The sequence below is a fragment of the Bradyrhizobium sp. RD5-C2 genome, assembly GCF_019972155.1.
Taxonomy (GTDB): domain Bacteria; phylum Pseudomonadota; class Alphaproteobacteria; order Rhizobiales; family Xanthobacteraceae; genus Bradyrhizobium.
In genome coordinates, this window is sequence record NZ_BOVL01000005.1 from 424,099 (window position 1) to 441,042 (window position 16,944).

A 16,944-nucleotide genomic window follows, 5' to 3' on the forward strand; every position below is an offset into this window, starting at 1 on the left:
CAATGTTGGAGCGGCGACGCCGGACGCGGCGCGGCTGGCGTGCTACTCACGCATACTGCTTGTCGCGTTGCGGACTTGCGACAGTCGGCTGGAGTTCGTTGAGCACGACACCGGCGAGCTTGCGCTCGGCACCACCGAGCGCGGTGATGATGTCTTCCATTGACGCGTTGATGTCGCGATCCACCGGCAGCGCCGCGATCAGCCCGTCGGCCATGTCGAACAGCCGCCGTTCGTCCGCACCCCACGGCATCGGCGGGCCGTCGAGGATCACGAGATCGTAGCCACCGGCGGAGCGCGCCTGCGCGATCGCCTTCTGGATCGCCTCGCTGGCCCTGGCGGGATTACCCTGAATCGCCGGCAGGATGGCAATGCCGTTTGCGGTGTTGATGGCGCGGGACGCCTTGCTGCCGATGGTGAGCCAGTCGAGCCGGCTCGGCTTGCTCTGGATGGGGTGCGCGACCCTGTCGGTCAGCGCGTGGACGGCAGCGTCGGCGTCGATCAGCAGGACGCGGGCGCCGTCGCGTGCGGCGACGAGCGCGATGTTGAGCGCGACAACGCTGCGGTCGGGATCGTCGGCGGTGCCGATCACGGCCAGCACCGGAACGGTTTCCGGGGCGGCGCCGGTCGCCAGTACTGCATGGATCTGCCGCATCGTGTTGGAGAACGGCCCCAGCGCCGAACTGGTCCGCAGCGTCGGCCAGCCGAACCGCGTAACGTCGGCGGGATTGTCGCCGGTCAGGATACCGCCAAGCGTGCGCATGACGTCGGATTCCTGCAGCTCGGCGATCAGCGGCTTCTCGATCACGAGCTTGTCGATCAGAGCGGCAGCCGGCTGGATCGCGGGCGGCGCCGGCACGGGCGGCTTGGCCATCGCGATAACGGGTTGCCGCTCCGGCACGGCATCCTGTTTCGGCTGGAGCCTGGGACGGATCGGATCGGCGCCGGGCGCCAGCTGACCGGCTGCAACGATCCAGGCTGCTGCGGCGAGGGCGCCGAACATGAAGCCGATCATCGCGAGCAGGGTCATCGGCGGCGGGAACGTGCGCTGCTGCGGGATCGTCGCATCGCCGATCACGCGCGCGCTTGAGGTGTTGAGGCTCTCCTGCTCCTCGGTCTCGCGTGAGCGCTTGAGGAAGGACTGATAGACGTCCCGGCTGGCATCGACCTCGCGCTCGAGCTCGCGCAGCCGCACTGACGCCTGGCTCATCTGCACGCTCTGGTGTTTTTGAACGTCGAGCGCCTTGTTGAGCGAGGCTTCATAGTCGCGCGCCCGGGTCAGATCGTTCTTCGCGGATACCGCAAAGCGGTCGATCTCTTCCTTGATGGTCCGGCGCAGGTCCTCGACCTGCTGCTCGACCTGGCGGAGCGCCGGATGGCGTGGCCCGAGCTCGCCCTGCAGCTCGGCCTGCCGCTTCTTCGCATCGGCATATTGCGAGCGCAGATTGGCGATGGTCGGCGACTGCAGCGCTTCGGCGGTCGCGCCCGCGTCCATCGACCCGCGGCGGCTGGCTTCGATCTGGTCATACTTGGCCTGCGCATCGAGTGTGAGCGCCCGCGCGGCGGCCAGCCGCTGGTTGCCGACCGAGAGCTGCTGGTCGGTGAGCAGATTGTCCTGCGAGCCGACGAAGTTGTTCTGCGCCTTGTAGGTCGCGAGCGTCTCTTCGGCGTTGCGCAGGCGCTGCTGTAGCTCCTTCAGCCGGCCGGACAGGTCGCGGGTGGCGCGCCGCGCGGCCTCGGCCTGCGACTGCTTGGACTCGGTGAGATAGGCCTTGGCAATCGCGTTGGCGAGCATCGCCGCCTTGACCGGATCGTGCGACCACACGTCGATATCGACGATGAAGGTGCGATCGGTCTTCTTGACGTTGATATGACGGTTCAGCGTGTCGAGCGTCGTCATCTCGATCTGCTGTTGCTGTTCGGCCGTCGTGCGCGGCTCGATGCCGAACAGGCCGAGCAGCGAGGCGAGCAGGCCGCGGCTCGCGGCGCCACCGCCGAACTCGGGATCCTTCACCAAAGTGGTGTCGCGGATCACCTGCAGCAGCACGTTGTTGGATGTGATCAGGCGCGACTGGCTCTCGACCACCATCGAGAGGCCGGAGACATCCTGGGCGCGCGGGGTCAGCTCGCGCTCGACCAGCTGCAGCTCGCGCGGGTCGACATAGAGCTGGGCGCCGGCGGTATATTTCGGTGTCAGGCTCTTGCCGACCGCGACCGCGATGCAGGCGCAGAGCAGTGCGGCTGAGACCATCGCGACCTTGCGCGCCCACAGCAGCCGGGCCAGCTCGAGCACGTTGAAGCCGGCCGGGATTGCGGCCCGGCCCGGCTCCGGTTTGGCCCGGTTGATCGGCTGGTCATAGCTAAGCATCGACCCCAGCTTCCGTCTGAATGGCCGCACGCATCGGCTGAGGAGCACTCTTTCGGGCCACGCAACGCGCACGAGACGCGGAAAACACGCAACACGAAAAATTAACCATACTCATTCGCCGACTATTCACCAGAAAGGCAAACAAAGGGTTTAAGCGCGGGCGCATCGGAACGCCTCCGCCATCGTCAACACAGGGACATTGCGCCGCGCCGCCGTCTCCAGCGTGTAGGTCATCAGGTCAGGCGTACAGCCATAGAGGCTCGGCGTGTCGGCGACGTCATGGCTGTAGAAAATTAACCAACCGTTCATGTGTGCCGCCTCGGCGAAGGCCATGTCGATCCGGTCGCGGGACATCTGGCGGTCGATCAGCGGCATGGCGCGGAGGAATTGCAGGTCGACCTCGCCGCTGTTCACGCCGGGCACGATGCTGCGGCAGGTGCGGAATTCCGACCTCAACTGGTGCTTCCGCGCGTAGGAGCCGTAGCCGAACGGGTAGGCGAAGGTCTCGACCGGCATGGTCGGATCGAGCGAATGGAAATAGGTCCGGTTGCGCGCGATCTCCGCGGCCAGCGAGGTCTCGTCGAGATCGCAGGCGCGGCGGTGCGAGAACGTGTGGCAGCCGACCTCATGGCCACGGCGATGCAGCGAGATGACGTCGTCGGCGCTGCCGGTGGTCCAGTCCGGTGCGTCCAGTCCAACCAGTCCGCCCGACACGTAGAAGGTGCCGCGGGCGCCGTAGGATTCGAGGATGTCGGCGCCGAACGTCGCTGCGCTCCTCGGCAGATCGTCAAAGGTGAAGGTCACCATCGGCGTGGCATTGTTCAGGCGGAATCGCTCGACCTGCACATGCATCGCCAGCCGGTGGCTGACCTTGACCCTGGCTTCCGACCACAATGCGTTCATGAGCCGAGCTTCCGCAAGATCACGTGGTAGTCGCCGTGCCGTACGTCGGTCTTGCCCGGCAGCAACGCGTTCATCGCTTTCGCCGCCACGTCGATTACCGTGGCCAGCAGCGGCTTGCGCCGGCGCATCTCGGGATAGCGCGGGCTCTCGTACTTCTTCCGGTAGATCACCTGCAGTCCGCGGCCGGCCGCGAACGCCTCGAGGTTGCCGAGGGTCACCAGCGGATGGAAATGGGTCGGGAACGGCGCCTCGCCCGGCAGCCCGGCGTGCTTCTCGCCGCGCACATGGCGGTAGAACCAGACGTGAAACCAGTGCGGGGAGTACTTCGTGACGATGCCCGACAGCGACTTCGGGTTCGGTGCGCCGATCAGCAGCAGGCCGTTCGGCTTCAGCGCCTCGCAGAACCCGCTCAGCACGGCTTCCACGTCGGGGATGTGCTCGATGACGTTGTAGCAGATGATCAGGTCGAAACGCTGCGGCGGGAAGCGATAGGTCTGGATGTCGCCGAGGATGGCTTCCTGCGCATATGCGTTGTTGCGGATCTGATCGGCGTCGATGTCGACGACGGTCACATGCGAACGGCGCAGCACGCCGAGCGGCAGATAGCTGGTCGAGCCGCCGCCGGCCTCGTATATCGCGAGCGGACCGGCCGGCAGCCGGGCTTCGAGGATGCTGTGAACCGTGAGCAGGCTCTGCTTGGCTTCGCCGGGCGGCAGTGCGAGCAGCGATTCCGGATGGATTTCAGCGGGGACGGGCATCGGGAGTTCGGCGAGCGGGGCGGGACGCGTAGCAAGCGCGAGGGATCTGTTCATCGGCTCATCCAACGTTGCTGTTTGCGGATCTGGTGTAGAACATGACAAGGCCCCGCTTCAGCCGGCCGCGCAGGCGCGCGATGTCGAACAGCCAGCAGAGCGCGGCATAGACGACGAGCCCGGCTCCGATCAGCAGGATGCTGGCGGGGAGATCGGTGAGGTCGAGAGCGCGATCGAGCGCGCCGACGGTGAGCGCCATCGCGAGCGCGGCGATCGTGATCAGAGCAAGCCGGCCGAGCGGGATCGGAACCTGGAAGGCGAAGCGGCTCAGGATCAGGGCGCAGACAAAGCCCGTGATGTCGGCGCCGAGCCGCGCCCATGCCGCGCCGATCGTGCCATCAAGGCTGACCAGCAGGTAGGACAGGATCACATTCGCGGCGATGATCGAGGCGGTGTTGATCAGGTAGAAGGAATTGCGTCCCGACAGCAGGAAGCTCGCATGCAGATATTGCTGCGTCAGCACCTGGAACAGCACGGCGATCGCGATGATCGGCATGATCTCGCTTGCAACCGCGCGGAAGTCCGCGCCGAGGACGATGTTGGCGACGTGCGGGGCGATCAGCGCAAAGCCGAGACAGGCCGGCAGCGTGACGCCGGCAAGCAGCTCGAGGCAATCGGCGAGATGGCTCGTGACTGCGGCGTCGCCTTGCCGGGCATGGATCTGCACGGCCATCGGAAAGAACGCCGCGGCCATGCTCATCGCCGGCATCATCAGGGTCTGCCGCACCAGGTCGAGCGCGGCGACATATTTGCCGGCATCGGCGGCGCCGACCAGGTTGGCGATCATGAAACGGTCGGTCACGCTCGAGATCGCGAGCAGCGTCAGCGACAAGGTCAGCGGCAGGCTGGTGCGGGCGAGCGATCGCAGGTCGGCACGGTCGAAACTGATGATGGTGCCGCGCCATGCGCTGCGCGATTGCACGAGCACCGCGACGAGATAGGCCGAGGCGGCCGCGAGCAGCAGCAGCACGCCGGTCGGGCTGGCCAGCGCAACCACGACGCCAAGGCCGAGCAGGGCGGCCGCGCGGACCAGCGTGGCCTTCATGACCGAGAGCGCCTTCAGCCGCGCACGCAGCAGATCCTGCGTCAGCTCGAACAGGCCGATTGCAACAGCGAGGACCACGGCCGCGAGCGCGGCGGCGCCATCGAGGCCGACGAGGCGGGCCAGCAGATAGGCGAGCGGCGCGGTGAGGCAGCAGATCAGGTAACCCGACACGACCAGGCCGCGGACATCGGTGCCGTCGTTGCGGGCATGGCCGCTCAGGATCAGGTTGCGAAACCAGCCGACCAGGAAAACCGATATGACGGAGGCGAAGCCGATACCGAGCAGATAGACGCCATAGTCATGCGGTGCGAACAGCCGCGTGAAAATGAACACGCTGAAGAGTCCGAGCAGCGCCGAGAGCACGTTGGCGGTCAGGTTGATGCTGGCCTGTCCGATCAGCATGATGCGGCGAGCTCCGAGACCATTGTGGCCGCCGACGACGCCAGGATCGCGTCGCTCTCGGCCACGACCTCGCGAATCGTCGCGACCGGCGTTCCCGAGAACGATGCGATCGAGAATGCGACGTCGTCCCGGTTGGCGCGCAGCAGCAGCCGGGTGAGCTCGTCCTTGCTCAGGGTCGGATCGTCCCAGTAGCTGACGCATGGCGTCTTCGGTACGTCTGAGTGTCGCAGCGCGGCGGACTCGTCGTTTTCGACGAAGAAGCCGTACAGCAGATATTCGGAGAACTCGCGGGTCCGGCACAGCGCCTCGATCCAGCTCATCCCGGAGACGGCCTCGATGCGCTCAGCGAGCGCGCGCGTGGTCTGCTTGTCCCAGAAGATGATGTGTCCGATGAAATCCGGTGCCGGGAAGGGCGGCGTCGGCAGGCCGATCAGCTGATGGCTGGTCTCGAGCCAGCGCGAATGGCGCGGCTGGTCGGCGGTGACCGCGTCCACCATCTTCAGCAGCGGGATCGTGTTCGGATACTGGAAGCGCGAAAGGTCGAAATCGCGGAAGAACACGATGTCGGAATCCAGGATGCAGAACCGCTCATAAGGCAACGCGATCGTCGCCGCGATCTTCAGGATCTGCTGCACGTGCCAGCCGTTCACCGGCTTGGCGCGCAGCGACCACCAGAACTGGCGGCGCTTGCGCTGGATCATGCGCGGCAGCGGCCGCAGCCAGTCGGGCAGGAAGGAGGAGGCCGGAATGATGATGCGGCGCTCGCTGGCCAGCGGCGCGAATAGCGGCAGGTCGCAATCCGGGACCAGCAGATAGTGCCTGGAGAACGACGTGACGTGACGATCCACGCTCTCGCAGAGCAGCGTGCAGATTTCCAGATCGCGCCCGTAGGTCGGGGTCAGCAACGCGACAGGGTTCATCTCGTAACTCTCTCCGGCGACACCGTTTCACGGCGGCACATCGTGGCCGCCGGACTTTGTCCTGAACCCCAGTTCAGCAAGATCGGTGCCGGAGAAATTTGATGACCCTATCGACGGCGTTGATGGTTAACGATTGCTAAATGACGGCCCGCCGCGGCCGTTAACGGATTGCAAATCATCGTCCGGCTGCGCGATTTTGACGCTGGACCGGGATGTTGCCCGGATATTGCAGTGCTGGCGTCTCGAATGCCGACGTGGTCGGCGCGGGCGAGTGCACATGCAGATTCGATGGTATTTCCGGTGGGTAAGCGGCACGGCCGAACGGCGGGCTGCACCATCAGTCCATTTCGAGACATCCGCACTGTCGGCGCTGTGTGCTTTTGGCACGCGCGCTTTAAGCCAGCCGGCCGGAGCGCACGATGCCAACTGATCGCGGGATCACGCGGCGCGGTGCCCTCGTAGTCGCGGCGCTTGCCCTGGGCGGACTGTCGACCGCGCGGGCCGCGCCGTCAGCCCGATCGCAGCTCGGGACGGGGTCGGCGCGGTTCGCCGGTGCCTTCGTCAATTGGGGCGAGATCGGCCGCGAGCATGTGTTGCAGACCTGGGAGACATGGCTCAATCGGCCGCGGTCGTCAGTGCTCGGCGTCGACTTCTATGGCCAGAGCGGCTGGGACGACTTTCACAAACTCGATTGGGTGCCGGGACTCTGGAAGAAGCTCAATCCGGCGCGCAACCTGGTGTGGTCGGTGCCGCTCACCATGGCCGGCACGCCGCTCGCCGATGTCGCGGGTGGCCTGCACGATGCCGAGTTCGAGGCGGCCGCGCGCGCGATTGCAGGAGCGCATCCGAAGGCGATCATCCGCCTCGGCTGGGAGATGAACATCTCCAACTCGGGCTGGTTCGCCAAGGGCCACGAGGACGACTACATCAAGGCGTTCCGCCGCGTGGTCGGAATCTTCCGTCGCCATTCCCGCAGTTTCAAGTTCGACTGGTGTCCGGGCTGGGGAGCTCAGGACATGCCGGCCGACACCGCCTATCCCGGCGATGATGTCGTCGACTTCATCGGCCTCGACGTCTACGATTTCAAATCCGAAGGCAGCGCGGCGGAGCGTTGGACCAATTCCTGTCTGAAGGCGCCGTTCGGTCTCGAATGGCAGCGGACGTTTGCAGCGAAGCACGGCAAGCTGATGAGCTATCCGGAGTGGGGCGTCGGGCAGTCCGGCGACAACGCGTTCTTCGTGCAGCAGATGCACGACTGGTTCGCCGCCAATCAAGCTGCGATCGCCTATGCGGCCTATTTCAATGTCGACGGCCTGTGGCCGACACAGATCGACAACGGCCAGTTTCCAAAGTCCGCGAGCCTGTTCCGCAAGCTGTTCGCGGGCTGAGCCCAGCACGATCAAGCAAAAGCCCGATCCGTTCCGTCCTTGGGGACAGACCGGGCTTTGCGGTTTCTCTCTTGCTGCGTCAGGCGGCCTTGGTGTTGGTCAACAGCGTCAGGCCCATCTTCAGCTTGTCCTGTAGCGTGCGCTGCGCAAGGCAGGTGAACAGGCAGAGCTTGTCGCAGGCGACGGTCTCCTTGCGTCGGGCCTGCGCTTCCTCGCTGTACCAGATCTCGCGTGCGGTCTGGGTACGCACGTTGCCGATCGGCTTGAAGAACCAGCACGTTTCCAGGCGACCGTCGGAGCGGATGAAGTAATTCCGCATGCCGACGCGGCAGGGCATCACTTCCTTCGGTGCCTTCTCGCGGCGGAAATGGTTCGGCCAGGCCCGCAGCACGGCCTCGCCGTTGAGGATCGGTGCGCCCTCGCGCTTCATCCGCAACAACTCGTCGCGGACCTTGATGAGATCGTCCAGCTCGTTCTCGCCGATCCACAGCTCGTCCTCGACCTCCTGCGTGCCCTGCTCGACCGGCTGGAAGCTCAGCGCGGTGGCACCGATCTGCTGGATCCAGTCGACCATTTCGGGCAGGCGGCGGAAGTTCAGACGGTGCACGACCGGCTTGATGATGATCGGGAAATCCAGACCTTCGGCACGGCGCTGCTCGGCGATGTTGCGGATGCCCTGCACGATGTCGCTCAGCGAGTTTTCGACGCCGCGCGAGTAGTTGTGAATCTTGGGATCGGTTGAGTCGATCGAGATGTTGATGTTGAACGGGTGCGCCTCGACGGTTTGCGCCACGATCTTCTTGTTGAGGTAGGCGCCGCCATTGGTGGTGACGCCCCAGTGGATGTCGTTGTCGCGGCAGAACCGCAGCAGGTCGAGGAAGCCCTTCTTGATGTAGGGCTCGCCGCCGGCAAACTCGACGTGATAGGCGCCGATGAATTCCTTCAGGCTCGCGAGCGCGCGCTGCCATTCGTCGATCGACATCTCGTCGCGATAGTTCGGACGACGCCAGTAGTCGCAGTAGCGGCACTTGTAATTGCAGCGTTCGACCACCTCGGCGAAGATCGCGGCCGGGCGGGTGACGTCCCGTCCGGTGCGCAAATAGAGCTCTTCCGAGAGGGCGTTGCGGACGTGCTTGGTGCCGAGCGAGACGAGGTCGAGCGCTTTCAAGGTGAACCTCAGGCAGTGTTTTGCGTTGTTGCGACCGGATCGATCGAGGATTTATGGGGTGATCAGCAAATTGAATGCCAACTGGAGCGCGAGGTACGCCGCACGCGCGCGCGACGGCTCTTAACCCTAAGAATCAGCTAACGGCGTGACGCCGATCGCGAGGACTCACTCCCACGCGGCCGCTCATTCCAGCAGAATCGCTTCGTTCGACTTCAAATTAACCTTGCGACGAAGTTGCGGTAACGCGGGTCTCACCTGGAGCGGATTTTGCCATGAGGTCGCCGTAACGTTCGATCCGCGGCCGTATCGCTGCCCGCGCCGGTCACTTTGGGACGGCCATGTCCCATTCCGATCCGTGCCGGGACGGTGCTTCGTGCGGATCGCGATTGCCAGGAGGGCATGGAGATGTCGACTGAGCTTGCTGTAGCGGACCGCGCCTGGGTAACCATCTCGCCCGCGCTCGATTGCTCCATTGAGACCGTCGTCTGCATCCCGAGCTTCCGGAGGCCGAAGCACCTGCGGCTGACGCTGGAGTCCGTGGCGGCTCAGCGCACCGAGCGCAGCTTTGCGATCGTTGTGGTCGAGAACGATGCCGCGCGGTGCGAGAGCGCGCCGGTCGCAGCCGAGTTCCTCAATTCCGGCAAGCTTCGCGGTGTCTGCATCGTCGAGCCGCGGCAGGGCAATTGCCAGGCGATCAACGCGGCATTCGAGACCGCGCTCGAGACGTTTCCGAACGCGCAGAACTTCCTGATGATCGACGACGACGAGGTTGCCTCGCCCGATTGGCTGGAGCGGATGCTGCAGGCGGCCGAGAGTTCCGGCGCCGAGATCGTCGGCGGCCCGGTGTGGCCGAATTTCGACGACAAGCACAAGGGCGGCCTCAAGCGCCATCCAGCGTTTGCGCCGGCCTATCACGCCAGCGGTCCGGTTCCGGTGATCTATGGCTGCGGCAACTGCCTGATCCGGCGCGCGGTGTTCGACAAGCTCGGACAGCCCGCCTTTGACCTGCGTTTCAACTTCCTCGGCGGCGGCGACCACGATTTCTTCGCGCGTGCGCGCCGCGCCGGCTTTCGCTTCTTCTGGGTCACGGACGCCGCCATCAGCGAGACCGTTCCCTCGACCCGGACCAATCTCGGCTGGATCGTGCGGCGCGGATTGCGGATCGGCGCGATCAACTATCACATCGAGCGCAAGGCGGCGCAGACAATGTGGTCACGCGCGGCGGTTAAGGCCAAGATGTTCGGCCTGGTGCCGTTCTCGCTGTATCGTTTCACGCGCATCGTGCTGCGCGAGCAACAGGCGGTGATTGCGATGCATCCGATGGTGGTCGCGGTCGGCAGCGCGCTTGCCGTGCTCGGCATCGAGCCGCAGCCCTATGCGGCCTCCAAGATCGCGTCGTGAGTGAGTTGTCCGTCACCGCGGAAAGCCGGGCGTTGATCGCCGACATTGCGCGCCGGCCGGTGATGGACATCGTCCGCGGCGCATTCTTTGTCGGCATCCTCCTGCTGGTCTGGATATCGCTGCGGCCGTTCGCGGATCTGAGCGGCTTCTATGTCGGCGACGTGGTCACCGGCAAGGATGCGGTGCTTTACGCGCTGTTCGGCGTGCTGATGGTCGCGATGCTGGCGCTGACCTTGCGCGACAATCTGCCGGCGCTGAAGTCGCTGCTGACGCCGGCCTTCCTGCTGTTCGTCGGCTGGATCTGCGTCACCGTCGTGCTGTCGTCTGATCCCGCCACCTCGCTGCGTCGCCTGGCGTTGTCGGTGTTCGTCATCGTGGTGACCGCGACGCTGCTGCTGCTGCCGAAATCGCAGGGCGAATTGATGCGCTGGTTCGGCACCGCCGCGCTGGTCCTGCTCGTGACGTGTTACCTCGGCGTCTTCCTGGCGCCGCATCTGTCGATCCACCAGGCCACCGATCCGCAGGAACCGGCGCTTGCCGGCAACTGGCGCGGCGCGTTCGGCCACAAGAACGTCGCGGCCGCGATGATGGCGATGCTGATCTTCCTTGGCATCTATCTGATGCGGGCCGGCGGCTGGCTGTCGGGCATCGCCGTGACCACCCTCGCCGCGGTGTTCCTGTTCTTCACCGCCGGCAAGAGCGCGATCGTGCTCTGTGCCGCCGTGCTGATGCTGACCGCGCTGATGCCGATGATCCGCTCGCTTTGGGGCCGCGCGCTGCTGCTGCTGACGCCGCTGCTGCTGCTCAATCTGTTCAGCGTCGGCACCGTGATGAGCGATACGCTCGCCGCGATCGCCGACCGGATGCCGATCGATACGTCGTTCACCGGCCGCGCCGACATCTGGGCTTTCGCCCTCGAATCGCTGCATCAGCGGCTATGGACCGGCTACGGCTTCGAGTCGTTCTGGGGCACCAGCGCGATCCAGAACCTGCAGGAAGGCAAGGAGTGGGCGGGCTACGCCTCGCACAGCCACAATGGCTATCTCGATACCGCGCTGGGGACCGGTCTGCCGGGTCTCGTGCTGCTGATCGCGGCGGTGGTCGTCAAGCCGTTGCGCGACTTCCAGGCCGCGGATGGTGGCGGCAATGATGCGCCGCTGACGATGCTGTTCCTGCGCATCTGGCTGTTCGGGCTCTATTTGTCGTCGATGGAGAGCTTCTTTCTCGATCGCGCCGATACGATCTGGGTGACGTTCCTGATCGCGGTATTCGGACTGCATTATCTGGCCCGGTTCCGGATGCGCGGCGAGATCTAGAGCTGTGCGCGGACCGCGTTGGCAACGTCCGTCCACCAGGCGTCGAAATCGAACGGCACGGGCACGGTCGGCCGCTTCAGCGCCGTGACGATCCGGTCGGCATAGGCCGCACTGTCGGCGTCGCGCGGCACCAGCAGGATGGCGCCGCGATCGATCAATTCCTTGAAGCGCGGATGGTGGTCGAATTCGTCCGGCAGCGCCGGGCCGGTGACGATCAACGGCCGACCCGACTGCACACAGGCCAGGATGCTGGAGCGTCGCGCGGTCAGGCCCTCGGCCAGCGAGTAGCAGAACACGTCGATCTCGCCGAGCAGGCCGAACACCTCGTGATCGGACGCGACATAGCCGGAGACGATCACATCGCCCTTCAGCCCCAGCTCGGCGACGCGGGCATAGAACTTCTGCTCGATATTGTCGGTGCCGCGGATGAAGGAGCCGACATAGACGATCAAGGGCTCCAGGCCCCGCTGCTTCAGGATCGCACCGATCTCGAGCAGCCCGTTCGGCTGCTTGCCGGGATAGATCGAGCCGAAATGCCCGACGATGAGCTGGCCTTTGCTGCGTGCCGCGACGAGCCGCTGCAGCAGCATCGAATCCGAAAAGCCGGCCGGCGCGGCGATGTTCGGCGGCAGCGGCGCCAGCACGCATTTCCGCACCATGCCGCGCATGATGCGATCGTCGGCGAGTTCGCGGCGTACCAGCGGCGAGAACATCACGATGGTGTTGGCGAGCCACAAAGCGGGGATATAGGTCAGCCGGCGGATGCCGTTGAGGCCGGCCCATTCGTGCTGAATCAAGACAACCTTGCGGCGCCGCAGCCGGGCAAACAGCAGCGCGAGCAGCGGGCGTGCAATCACGCGCTTCCAGGCCACGATCGGGAAGTTGCAGACCACGCTGTCGGCGCTGCCGACCGCGCGCCAGGTCTCGGCGATGGTGCCGTCGGTCTGGGTCAGGGTTAACGCCGTGCTGGCGCCGGGCTCGATCTTGTCGAGCGTCTCCTGCAGCAGGCGGGTGAATTGCCCGACGCCGCAGTGCATCTGCGGCCCGGCGCCGAGAAACAGCGCGCGATATCGGGGTGGTTCAGTCATTCAGTCCTGTCGGCCACGGCGGCCGGCCCCGGAAACGTCGCGGTTATCCATATCGGCGAGACATTAGCGTTGTGTAACCCCGCGCGCATACGCGACGGCACCGTTCTTGCCAATCCCTGCTCAAGAGCTGCCGGCTCGTCCCGGAACGGGACATCGGATGAAGCGAAACGGCGGAGCAGGAGCGCGACCATGACGACGGGCAAGATCTTCACGAATTGGGATGACGACCATTCCAGGCTCTGGAGCCATCAGCCGATCCGGCTCGAGCACACCATGCACAAGCAGCCGGCGTTTTCGATGGATGATCTCGCCAAGCTGATCGAGCACTATCCGCGCGAGCATTACAGCCTGGTCAAGACCGGCGCCAAGGGATCGAGCCGGGTCTGGCGCGAGGGCGAGATCGGCAGGCTGCGCGGCCATCAGGTGATCGAGGCGATTTCGCGCGGCGGCCTGTGGCTGAACCTGCGCAACGTCACCGCGATCGATCGCCGCTATCGCGACATGATCGAGCGGATGTTCGGCGAGATCGCGGCCAAGGTTCCCGGCTTCGATGCGCCGACCCATCAGGCCGGTATCCTCATCTCGTCGCCTGATGCGCAGGTCTACTACCACGCCGATCTGCCGGGGCAGGGCCTGGTCCAGATCGCGGGCCGCAAGCGGGTCTACATCTATCCCAGCACCCAGCCGTTCATCCGGCCCGAGCATCTCGAGAACATCGCGCTGTTCGACGTCGAGGTCGATATCCCGTACGAGCCCTGGTATGACTGGCATGCGCAGGTGATCGATCTCGAACCGGGCCAGATGCTGAACTGGCCGCTCAATGCGCCGCACCGTGTCGAGAACCTCGATACTGTCAACATCTCGATGACGATCTCCTATGTCAACGACGACATCCGCCGCGCCCAGATCCTGCATCTCGCCAACGGCATGTTGCGTCATCGCTTCGGCTACACGCCGCGCAGCCGCAGCATCCGCGGCCCGACCTTCTTCGCCAAGCAGGTGATGCAGAAGCTGCTGCGCGACGGCAAGTGGGTGAAGCGCGAACGCGCGGTGCGGCGCACGATCGACTTCCGCCTCGACGAGAGCGATCTCGGCAAGATCGTCGACCTGCCCAAGGACCCGCCCAAGAACCCGCCCAAGGCGGCGTTGGAAGCGGCGTAGGCGAGCTTGCCGGTAGCAGGTGCTGGAATGACGGTCTTGACGACAGCGGTTGAGAAATTCGGGGCGGGGGTCGCCGCCTATGCGGTCGGCTATCGCGTCGAATTGGATTCCGATTGGGCACAGGCGGCTGCCCGCTGGGGGACTTTCGAGCCGCTCACGGCGTTCCAGCATCCGCAATGGTATGCGTCATGGTACCGCGCCTTCGCGTCGACCGACGGCGTCGAGCCGCTGATCGCCCTTGTCAGCGATGCCGCGACCGGTGAGCGGGCGGCACTGCTGCCGCTGATCTGTCACCGGCAAGGCAGCCTGCGCATCGTCGAATTCGCCGACCTCAATCTCACCGATTTCAACGCGCCGATCCTCGGCCCCGCCGCGCCGCGCGACGAGGTCGCCGCATGGCAGTTCTGGCGGGATTTGCAGGCCGCGCTGCGCAAGGCGCACGGCGGGGCCGATCTCATCCGGTTTCGCAAGATGCCCGTCAAGCTCGCGACGCGACCCAACCCGCTGGCGCTGCTCGATGGCGTCGGACCATCGGTCGTCAACGGCAATCTCTTGACCATCGGCGACGACCACAATGCCTGGCGCTACGAGTTGGACCGCAAGGTCCGCAAGGAATTGGGGCGGAGCTGGCGCGTGTTCACGCGCGAGCCGTCCGCGGCGTTCAGGGTTGCCACGGATACCGGCGAGGCGCTGGACCTTCTGTCCACGACGGAAATGCAGCAGGGCGCGCGGCTGAACGGCCTCGGCCTCAACTATGTGCTCGGCAATGCGGACTGCGCCGCCTTCTATCGCGATCTCGTGCGCGAAGGCACCAGTCGCGGCTATGCCGTGATGACCGCACTTGCAACCCGCGACGAAGTGGTGGCGACGCTGCTCGGCATCCGCACCGGCTCGCGCTACGTCATGATCCGCATCAGCAATGCGGGCGAGAAATGGTCGGCCTGTTCGCCGGGTCGGCTGATCATCGATCGCACTATCGCAGCGCTGCACAAGGACGGTGTGCGGGAGTTCGATTTCTCGATCGGCAATTACAGCTACAAGCGGCGGTTCGGACCGCAGCGTACGCCGCTGGTCGATCTCGGCGCAGCCTTAAGCTGGCGCGGACAACCCCACGCGCTGCGCGACCGCGCCGTGCTGGCGCTGCGTCACTATCCCGAACTCACCGCGCGGTTGAAGCAGGCGCTCGGCAAGTCGCCCCCCTCGCGCGAAGATGACTGAGCCGTTTGTACGGCGCTCCGGCGTTAGACCCCTCTGACCACGCCCGGCTGGCCCGGTGCGCACTCCAGCGCAGCACGGTCCCAGTTCGCACTGATGGCCGCTGCCTCATAGCTTGATTGCAGGAACTCGAGCAGCGCCCTGTCCGGGTCCGCAGCCATTCGCACGGCGTCGTAGGGCAGGATGAATTCGCCGAGCGCCTCGCTGAAGAATGCAGCATCAGGTCGCACCGGCGTGCTGCGATAGCCCGCGGGTTCCGGGTAAGCATAGGAATAGAATGCGGGATAATCGATCGCGCCGCCGCCCGGCCAGAAGCCGGCGCTGCTGACCTCGTGCGAATAGGCTTCGTGCGCCACCTCGTCCGGCAAATGGGGTACACCGCCGGGGTGCCGCGGTGCCGTCCTGCCCGAGAAGCGCGTCACCGCGAGATCGAAGCTGCCCCAGAAAAAATGCACCGGGCTCGCCTTGCCGAGAAAGCCGGTCCGGAATTGCTTGAATACGCGGTCGCAGTTCACGAGGATCTGGTGAAAGCGGCGCACAGCGTCCGCATCGTAGGCGGCATGTTGCGTGTCCTGCGAAAACCGGATCGGGTCGGGGATTTCGTTCGGCGTCTCGTCGATGACGACGTCGACGCCGAGCTCGCGCAGGTTCGCCATGATCGCCGCGTAGAAGCTCGCGACCGATTGTCCGGCCAGCGCGAATTGCCGCTCGGTGCCGTCGCTGGTCGAGATGCGCAGCAAATGATCGATGAAATCGAAGTCGATCTGGAATGTGCGGTCACCGTCGGGGATCGGCGAGGTCGTCAGCCCGCGCGCCGTGACATAGAGCGTGACGTGCCAGGAGTGATTAAGCCAGGGCGACTTCGCCAGCCGGATCTTGCCGGCGATTTGGGTGAAGAGTTGAAGCGTGGCGCAGCTGTCGCGCCACGCCGCGGTCGGCAGTTCCGGCCAGCGGGTCTTCGGTGCGTTGGTCATGGCAAACCTCAGGGCTGCGCCGACAAGGAGCCTTGCGGCATATCACGAAAATGGTCCCGATGACCTCGGGAACCGTTGCAGTAGCGAGGGCGGCAATCGTCACCGAGTGCCGCCCTGTCGCGTATGTATCCAGCCGGGCGTGGAACCCAGCCGTGCAGTTTAGCCGTGAAGTTTCCGGGCAGCCTCCGCGATCGCGCGTCCCTGGTAGCGTGCGCCGGCGAGCTCGTTCTCGCTGGGCTGGCGGCTGCCGTCGCCGCCGGTGATCGTGGTGGCGCCGTAGGGCGCGCCGCCGGTGACTTCATCGAGCTTCATCTGTCCGGCAAAGCCGTAGTTCAGGCCGATCACCGTCATGCCGAAATGCAGCAGGTTGGTGATGATCGAGAACAGCGTGGTCTCCTGGCCGCCATGCTGGGTCGCGCTCGAGGTGAAGGCGCCGCCGACCTTGCCGTTCAGCGCGCCCCGGGCCCAGAGCCCGCCCGCCTGGTCGAGGAAATTGGCCATCTGCGAGGCCATGCGGCCGAACCGGGTGCCGGTGCCGACGATGATCGCGTCATAATTGGCGAGGTCGTCAATCTTGGCGATCGGCGCGGGCTGGTCGAGCTTGTAGTACGACGCCTTCGCGACTTCGGCCGGCACGAGCTCGGGCACGCGCTTGATGTCGACGGTGGCGCCGGCTTCGCGCGCGCCTTCCGCAACGGCATTCGCCATCGCTTCGATGTGACCGTAGGCGGAGTAATAGAGAACGAGAACCTTGGCCATGATGGCCTCCTTTGGGTTTTGCTGGGG

General features: G+C 65.3%; 14 protein-coding genes. 5 read left to right on the top strand and 9 right to left on the bottom strand.

What is annotated here, in order from left to right; translation table 11 throughout:
• Positions 1-46: 46 nt before the first annotated feature.
• The 5 genes from BraRD5C2_RS04250 to BraRD5C2_RS04270 form a co-directional block, all read right to left on the bottom strand.
• Positions 47-2,365: an exopolysaccharide transport family protein gene (locus BraRD5C2_RS04250; protein WP_223967068.1), complete on the bottom strand. Its 2,319-nt coding sequence runs from the start codon at positions 2,363-2,365 to the stop codon at positions 47-49.
• A gap of 150 nt (positions 2,366-2,515) precedes the next feature.
• Positions 2,516-3,268, bottom strand: a complete 753-nt coding sequence (locus tag BraRD5C2_RS04255) for a polysaccharide deacetylase family protein (protein WP_223967069.1) — start codon at positions 3,266-3,268, stop codon at positions 2,516-2,518.
• Positions 3,265-4,080 carry a class I SAM-dependent methyltransferase gene (locus tag BraRD5C2_RS04260; protein WP_223967070.1) on the bottom strand — a complete coding sequence of 272 codons (816 nt, stop codon included), beginning with the start codon at positions 4,078-4,080 and terminating at the stop codon, positions 3,265-3,267. Before BraRD5C2_RS04260 ends, BraRD5C2_RS04255 begins: the two co-directional genes overlap by 4 nt.
• Positions 4,081-4,084: 4 nt before the next feature.
• Positions 4,085-5,527 (bottom strand): lipopolysaccharide biosynthesis protein, encoded by a 1,443-nt coding sequence (locus BraRD5C2_RS04265; RefSeq protein WP_223967071.1) that lies wholly within the window; start codon positions 5,525-5,527, stop codon positions 4,085-4,087.
• Positions 5,521-6,447 carry a DUF6492 family protein gene (locus BraRD5C2_RS04270; protein WP_223967073.1) on the bottom strand — a complete coding sequence of 309 codons (927 nt, stop codon included), beginning with the start codon at positions 6,445-6,447 and terminating at the stop codon, positions 5,521-5,523. The genes BraRD5C2_RS04265 and BraRD5C2_RS04270 overlap by 7 nt, the downstream gene beginning before the upstream one ends.
• Positions 6,448-6,866: 419 nt before the next feature.
• Between BraRD5C2_RS04270 and BraRD5C2_RS04275 the strand changes: the two genes are divergently transcribed.
• The gene (locus tag BraRD5C2_RS04275; RefSeq protein ID WP_223967075.1) at positions 6,867-7,835 is read left to right on the top strand and encodes a glycoside hydrolase family 26 protein; all 969 of its coding nucleotides are present in this window, start codon (positions 6,867-6,869) and stop codon (positions 7,833-7,835) included.
• A 79-nt stretch (positions 7,836-7,914) separates the two neighbouring features.
• On the opposite strand, the gene BraRD5C2_RS04280 is transcribed toward BraRD5C2_RS04275, so the two are convergent.
• The gene (locus BraRD5C2_RS04280) at positions 7,915-9,003 is read right to left on the bottom strand and encodes a radical SAM protein (protein ID WP_223967077.1); all 1,089 of its coding nucleotides are present in this window, start codon (positions 9,001-9,003) and stop codon (positions 7,915-7,917) included.
• Between the two features lie 405 nt (positions 9,004-9,408).
• Here BraRD5C2_RS04280 and BraRD5C2_RS04285 point away from each other — a divergent pair, with 405 nt between their 5' ends.
• Together BraRD5C2_RS04285 and BraRD5C2_RS04290 are read left to right on the top strand one after the other, a co-directional pair.
• The gene (locus BraRD5C2_RS04285; protein ID WP_223967079.1) at positions 9,409-10,404 is read left to right on the top strand and encodes a glycosyltransferase family 2 protein; all 996 of its coding nucleotides are present in this window, start codon (positions 9,409-9,411) and stop codon (positions 10,402-10,404) included.
• Positions 10,401-11,720, top strand: coding sequence for an O-antigen ligase family protein (locus BraRD5C2_RS04290; protein WP_223967082.1), 1,320 nt, complete (start codon positions 10,401-10,403; stop codon positions 11,718-11,720). Before BraRD5C2_RS04285 ends, BraRD5C2_RS04290 begins: the two co-directional genes overlap by 4 nt.
• Here the strand turns inward: BraRD5C2_RS04290 and BraRD5C2_RS04295 are convergent.
• Positions 11,717-12,808, bottom strand: a complete 1,092-nt coding sequence (locus BraRD5C2_RS04295; protein ID WP_223967084.1) for a glycosyltransferase family protein — start codon at positions 12,806-12,808, stop codon at positions 11,717-11,719. The two genes, BraRD5C2_RS04290 and BraRD5C2_RS04295, sit on opposite strands and share 4 nt — an antisense overlap.
• 189 nt (positions 12,809-12,997) lie before the next feature.
• Here BraRD5C2_RS04295 and BraRD5C2_RS04300 point away from each other — a divergent pair, with 189 nt between their 5' ends.
• Positions 12,998-13,969, top strand: a complete 972-nt coding sequence (locus BraRD5C2_RS04300) for a cupin-like domain-containing protein (protein ID WP_223967086.1) — start codon at positions 12,998-13,000, stop codon at positions 13,967-13,969.
• Positions 13,970-13,996: 27 nt separating this feature from the next.
• On the top strand, positions 13,997-15,187 hold the full coding sequence (locus tag BraRD5C2_RS04305) for a GNAT family N-acetyltransferase (RefSeq protein ID WP_374707955.1): 1,191 nt from the start codon (positions 13,997-13,999) through the stop codon (positions 15,185-15,187).
• Positions 15,188-15,210: 23 nt separating this feature from the next.
• On the opposite strand, the gene BraRD5C2_RS04310 is transcribed toward BraRD5C2_RS04305, so the two are convergent.
• Positions 15,211-16,158 (bottom strand): DUF5996 family protein, encoded by a 948-nt coding sequence (locus BraRD5C2_RS04310; RefSeq protein ID WP_223967090.1) that lies wholly within the window; start codon positions 16,156-16,158, stop codon positions 15,211-15,213.
• 159 nt (positions 16,159-16,317) lie between these two features.
• Positions 16,318-16,917, bottom strand: coding sequence for an NAD(P)H:quinone oxidoreductase (gene wrbA, locus BraRD5C2_RS04315; RefSeq protein ID WP_173638608.1), 600 nt, complete (start codon positions 16,915-16,917; stop codon positions 16,318-16,320).
• Between the last annotated feature and the right edge of the window lie 27 nt (positions 16,918-16,944).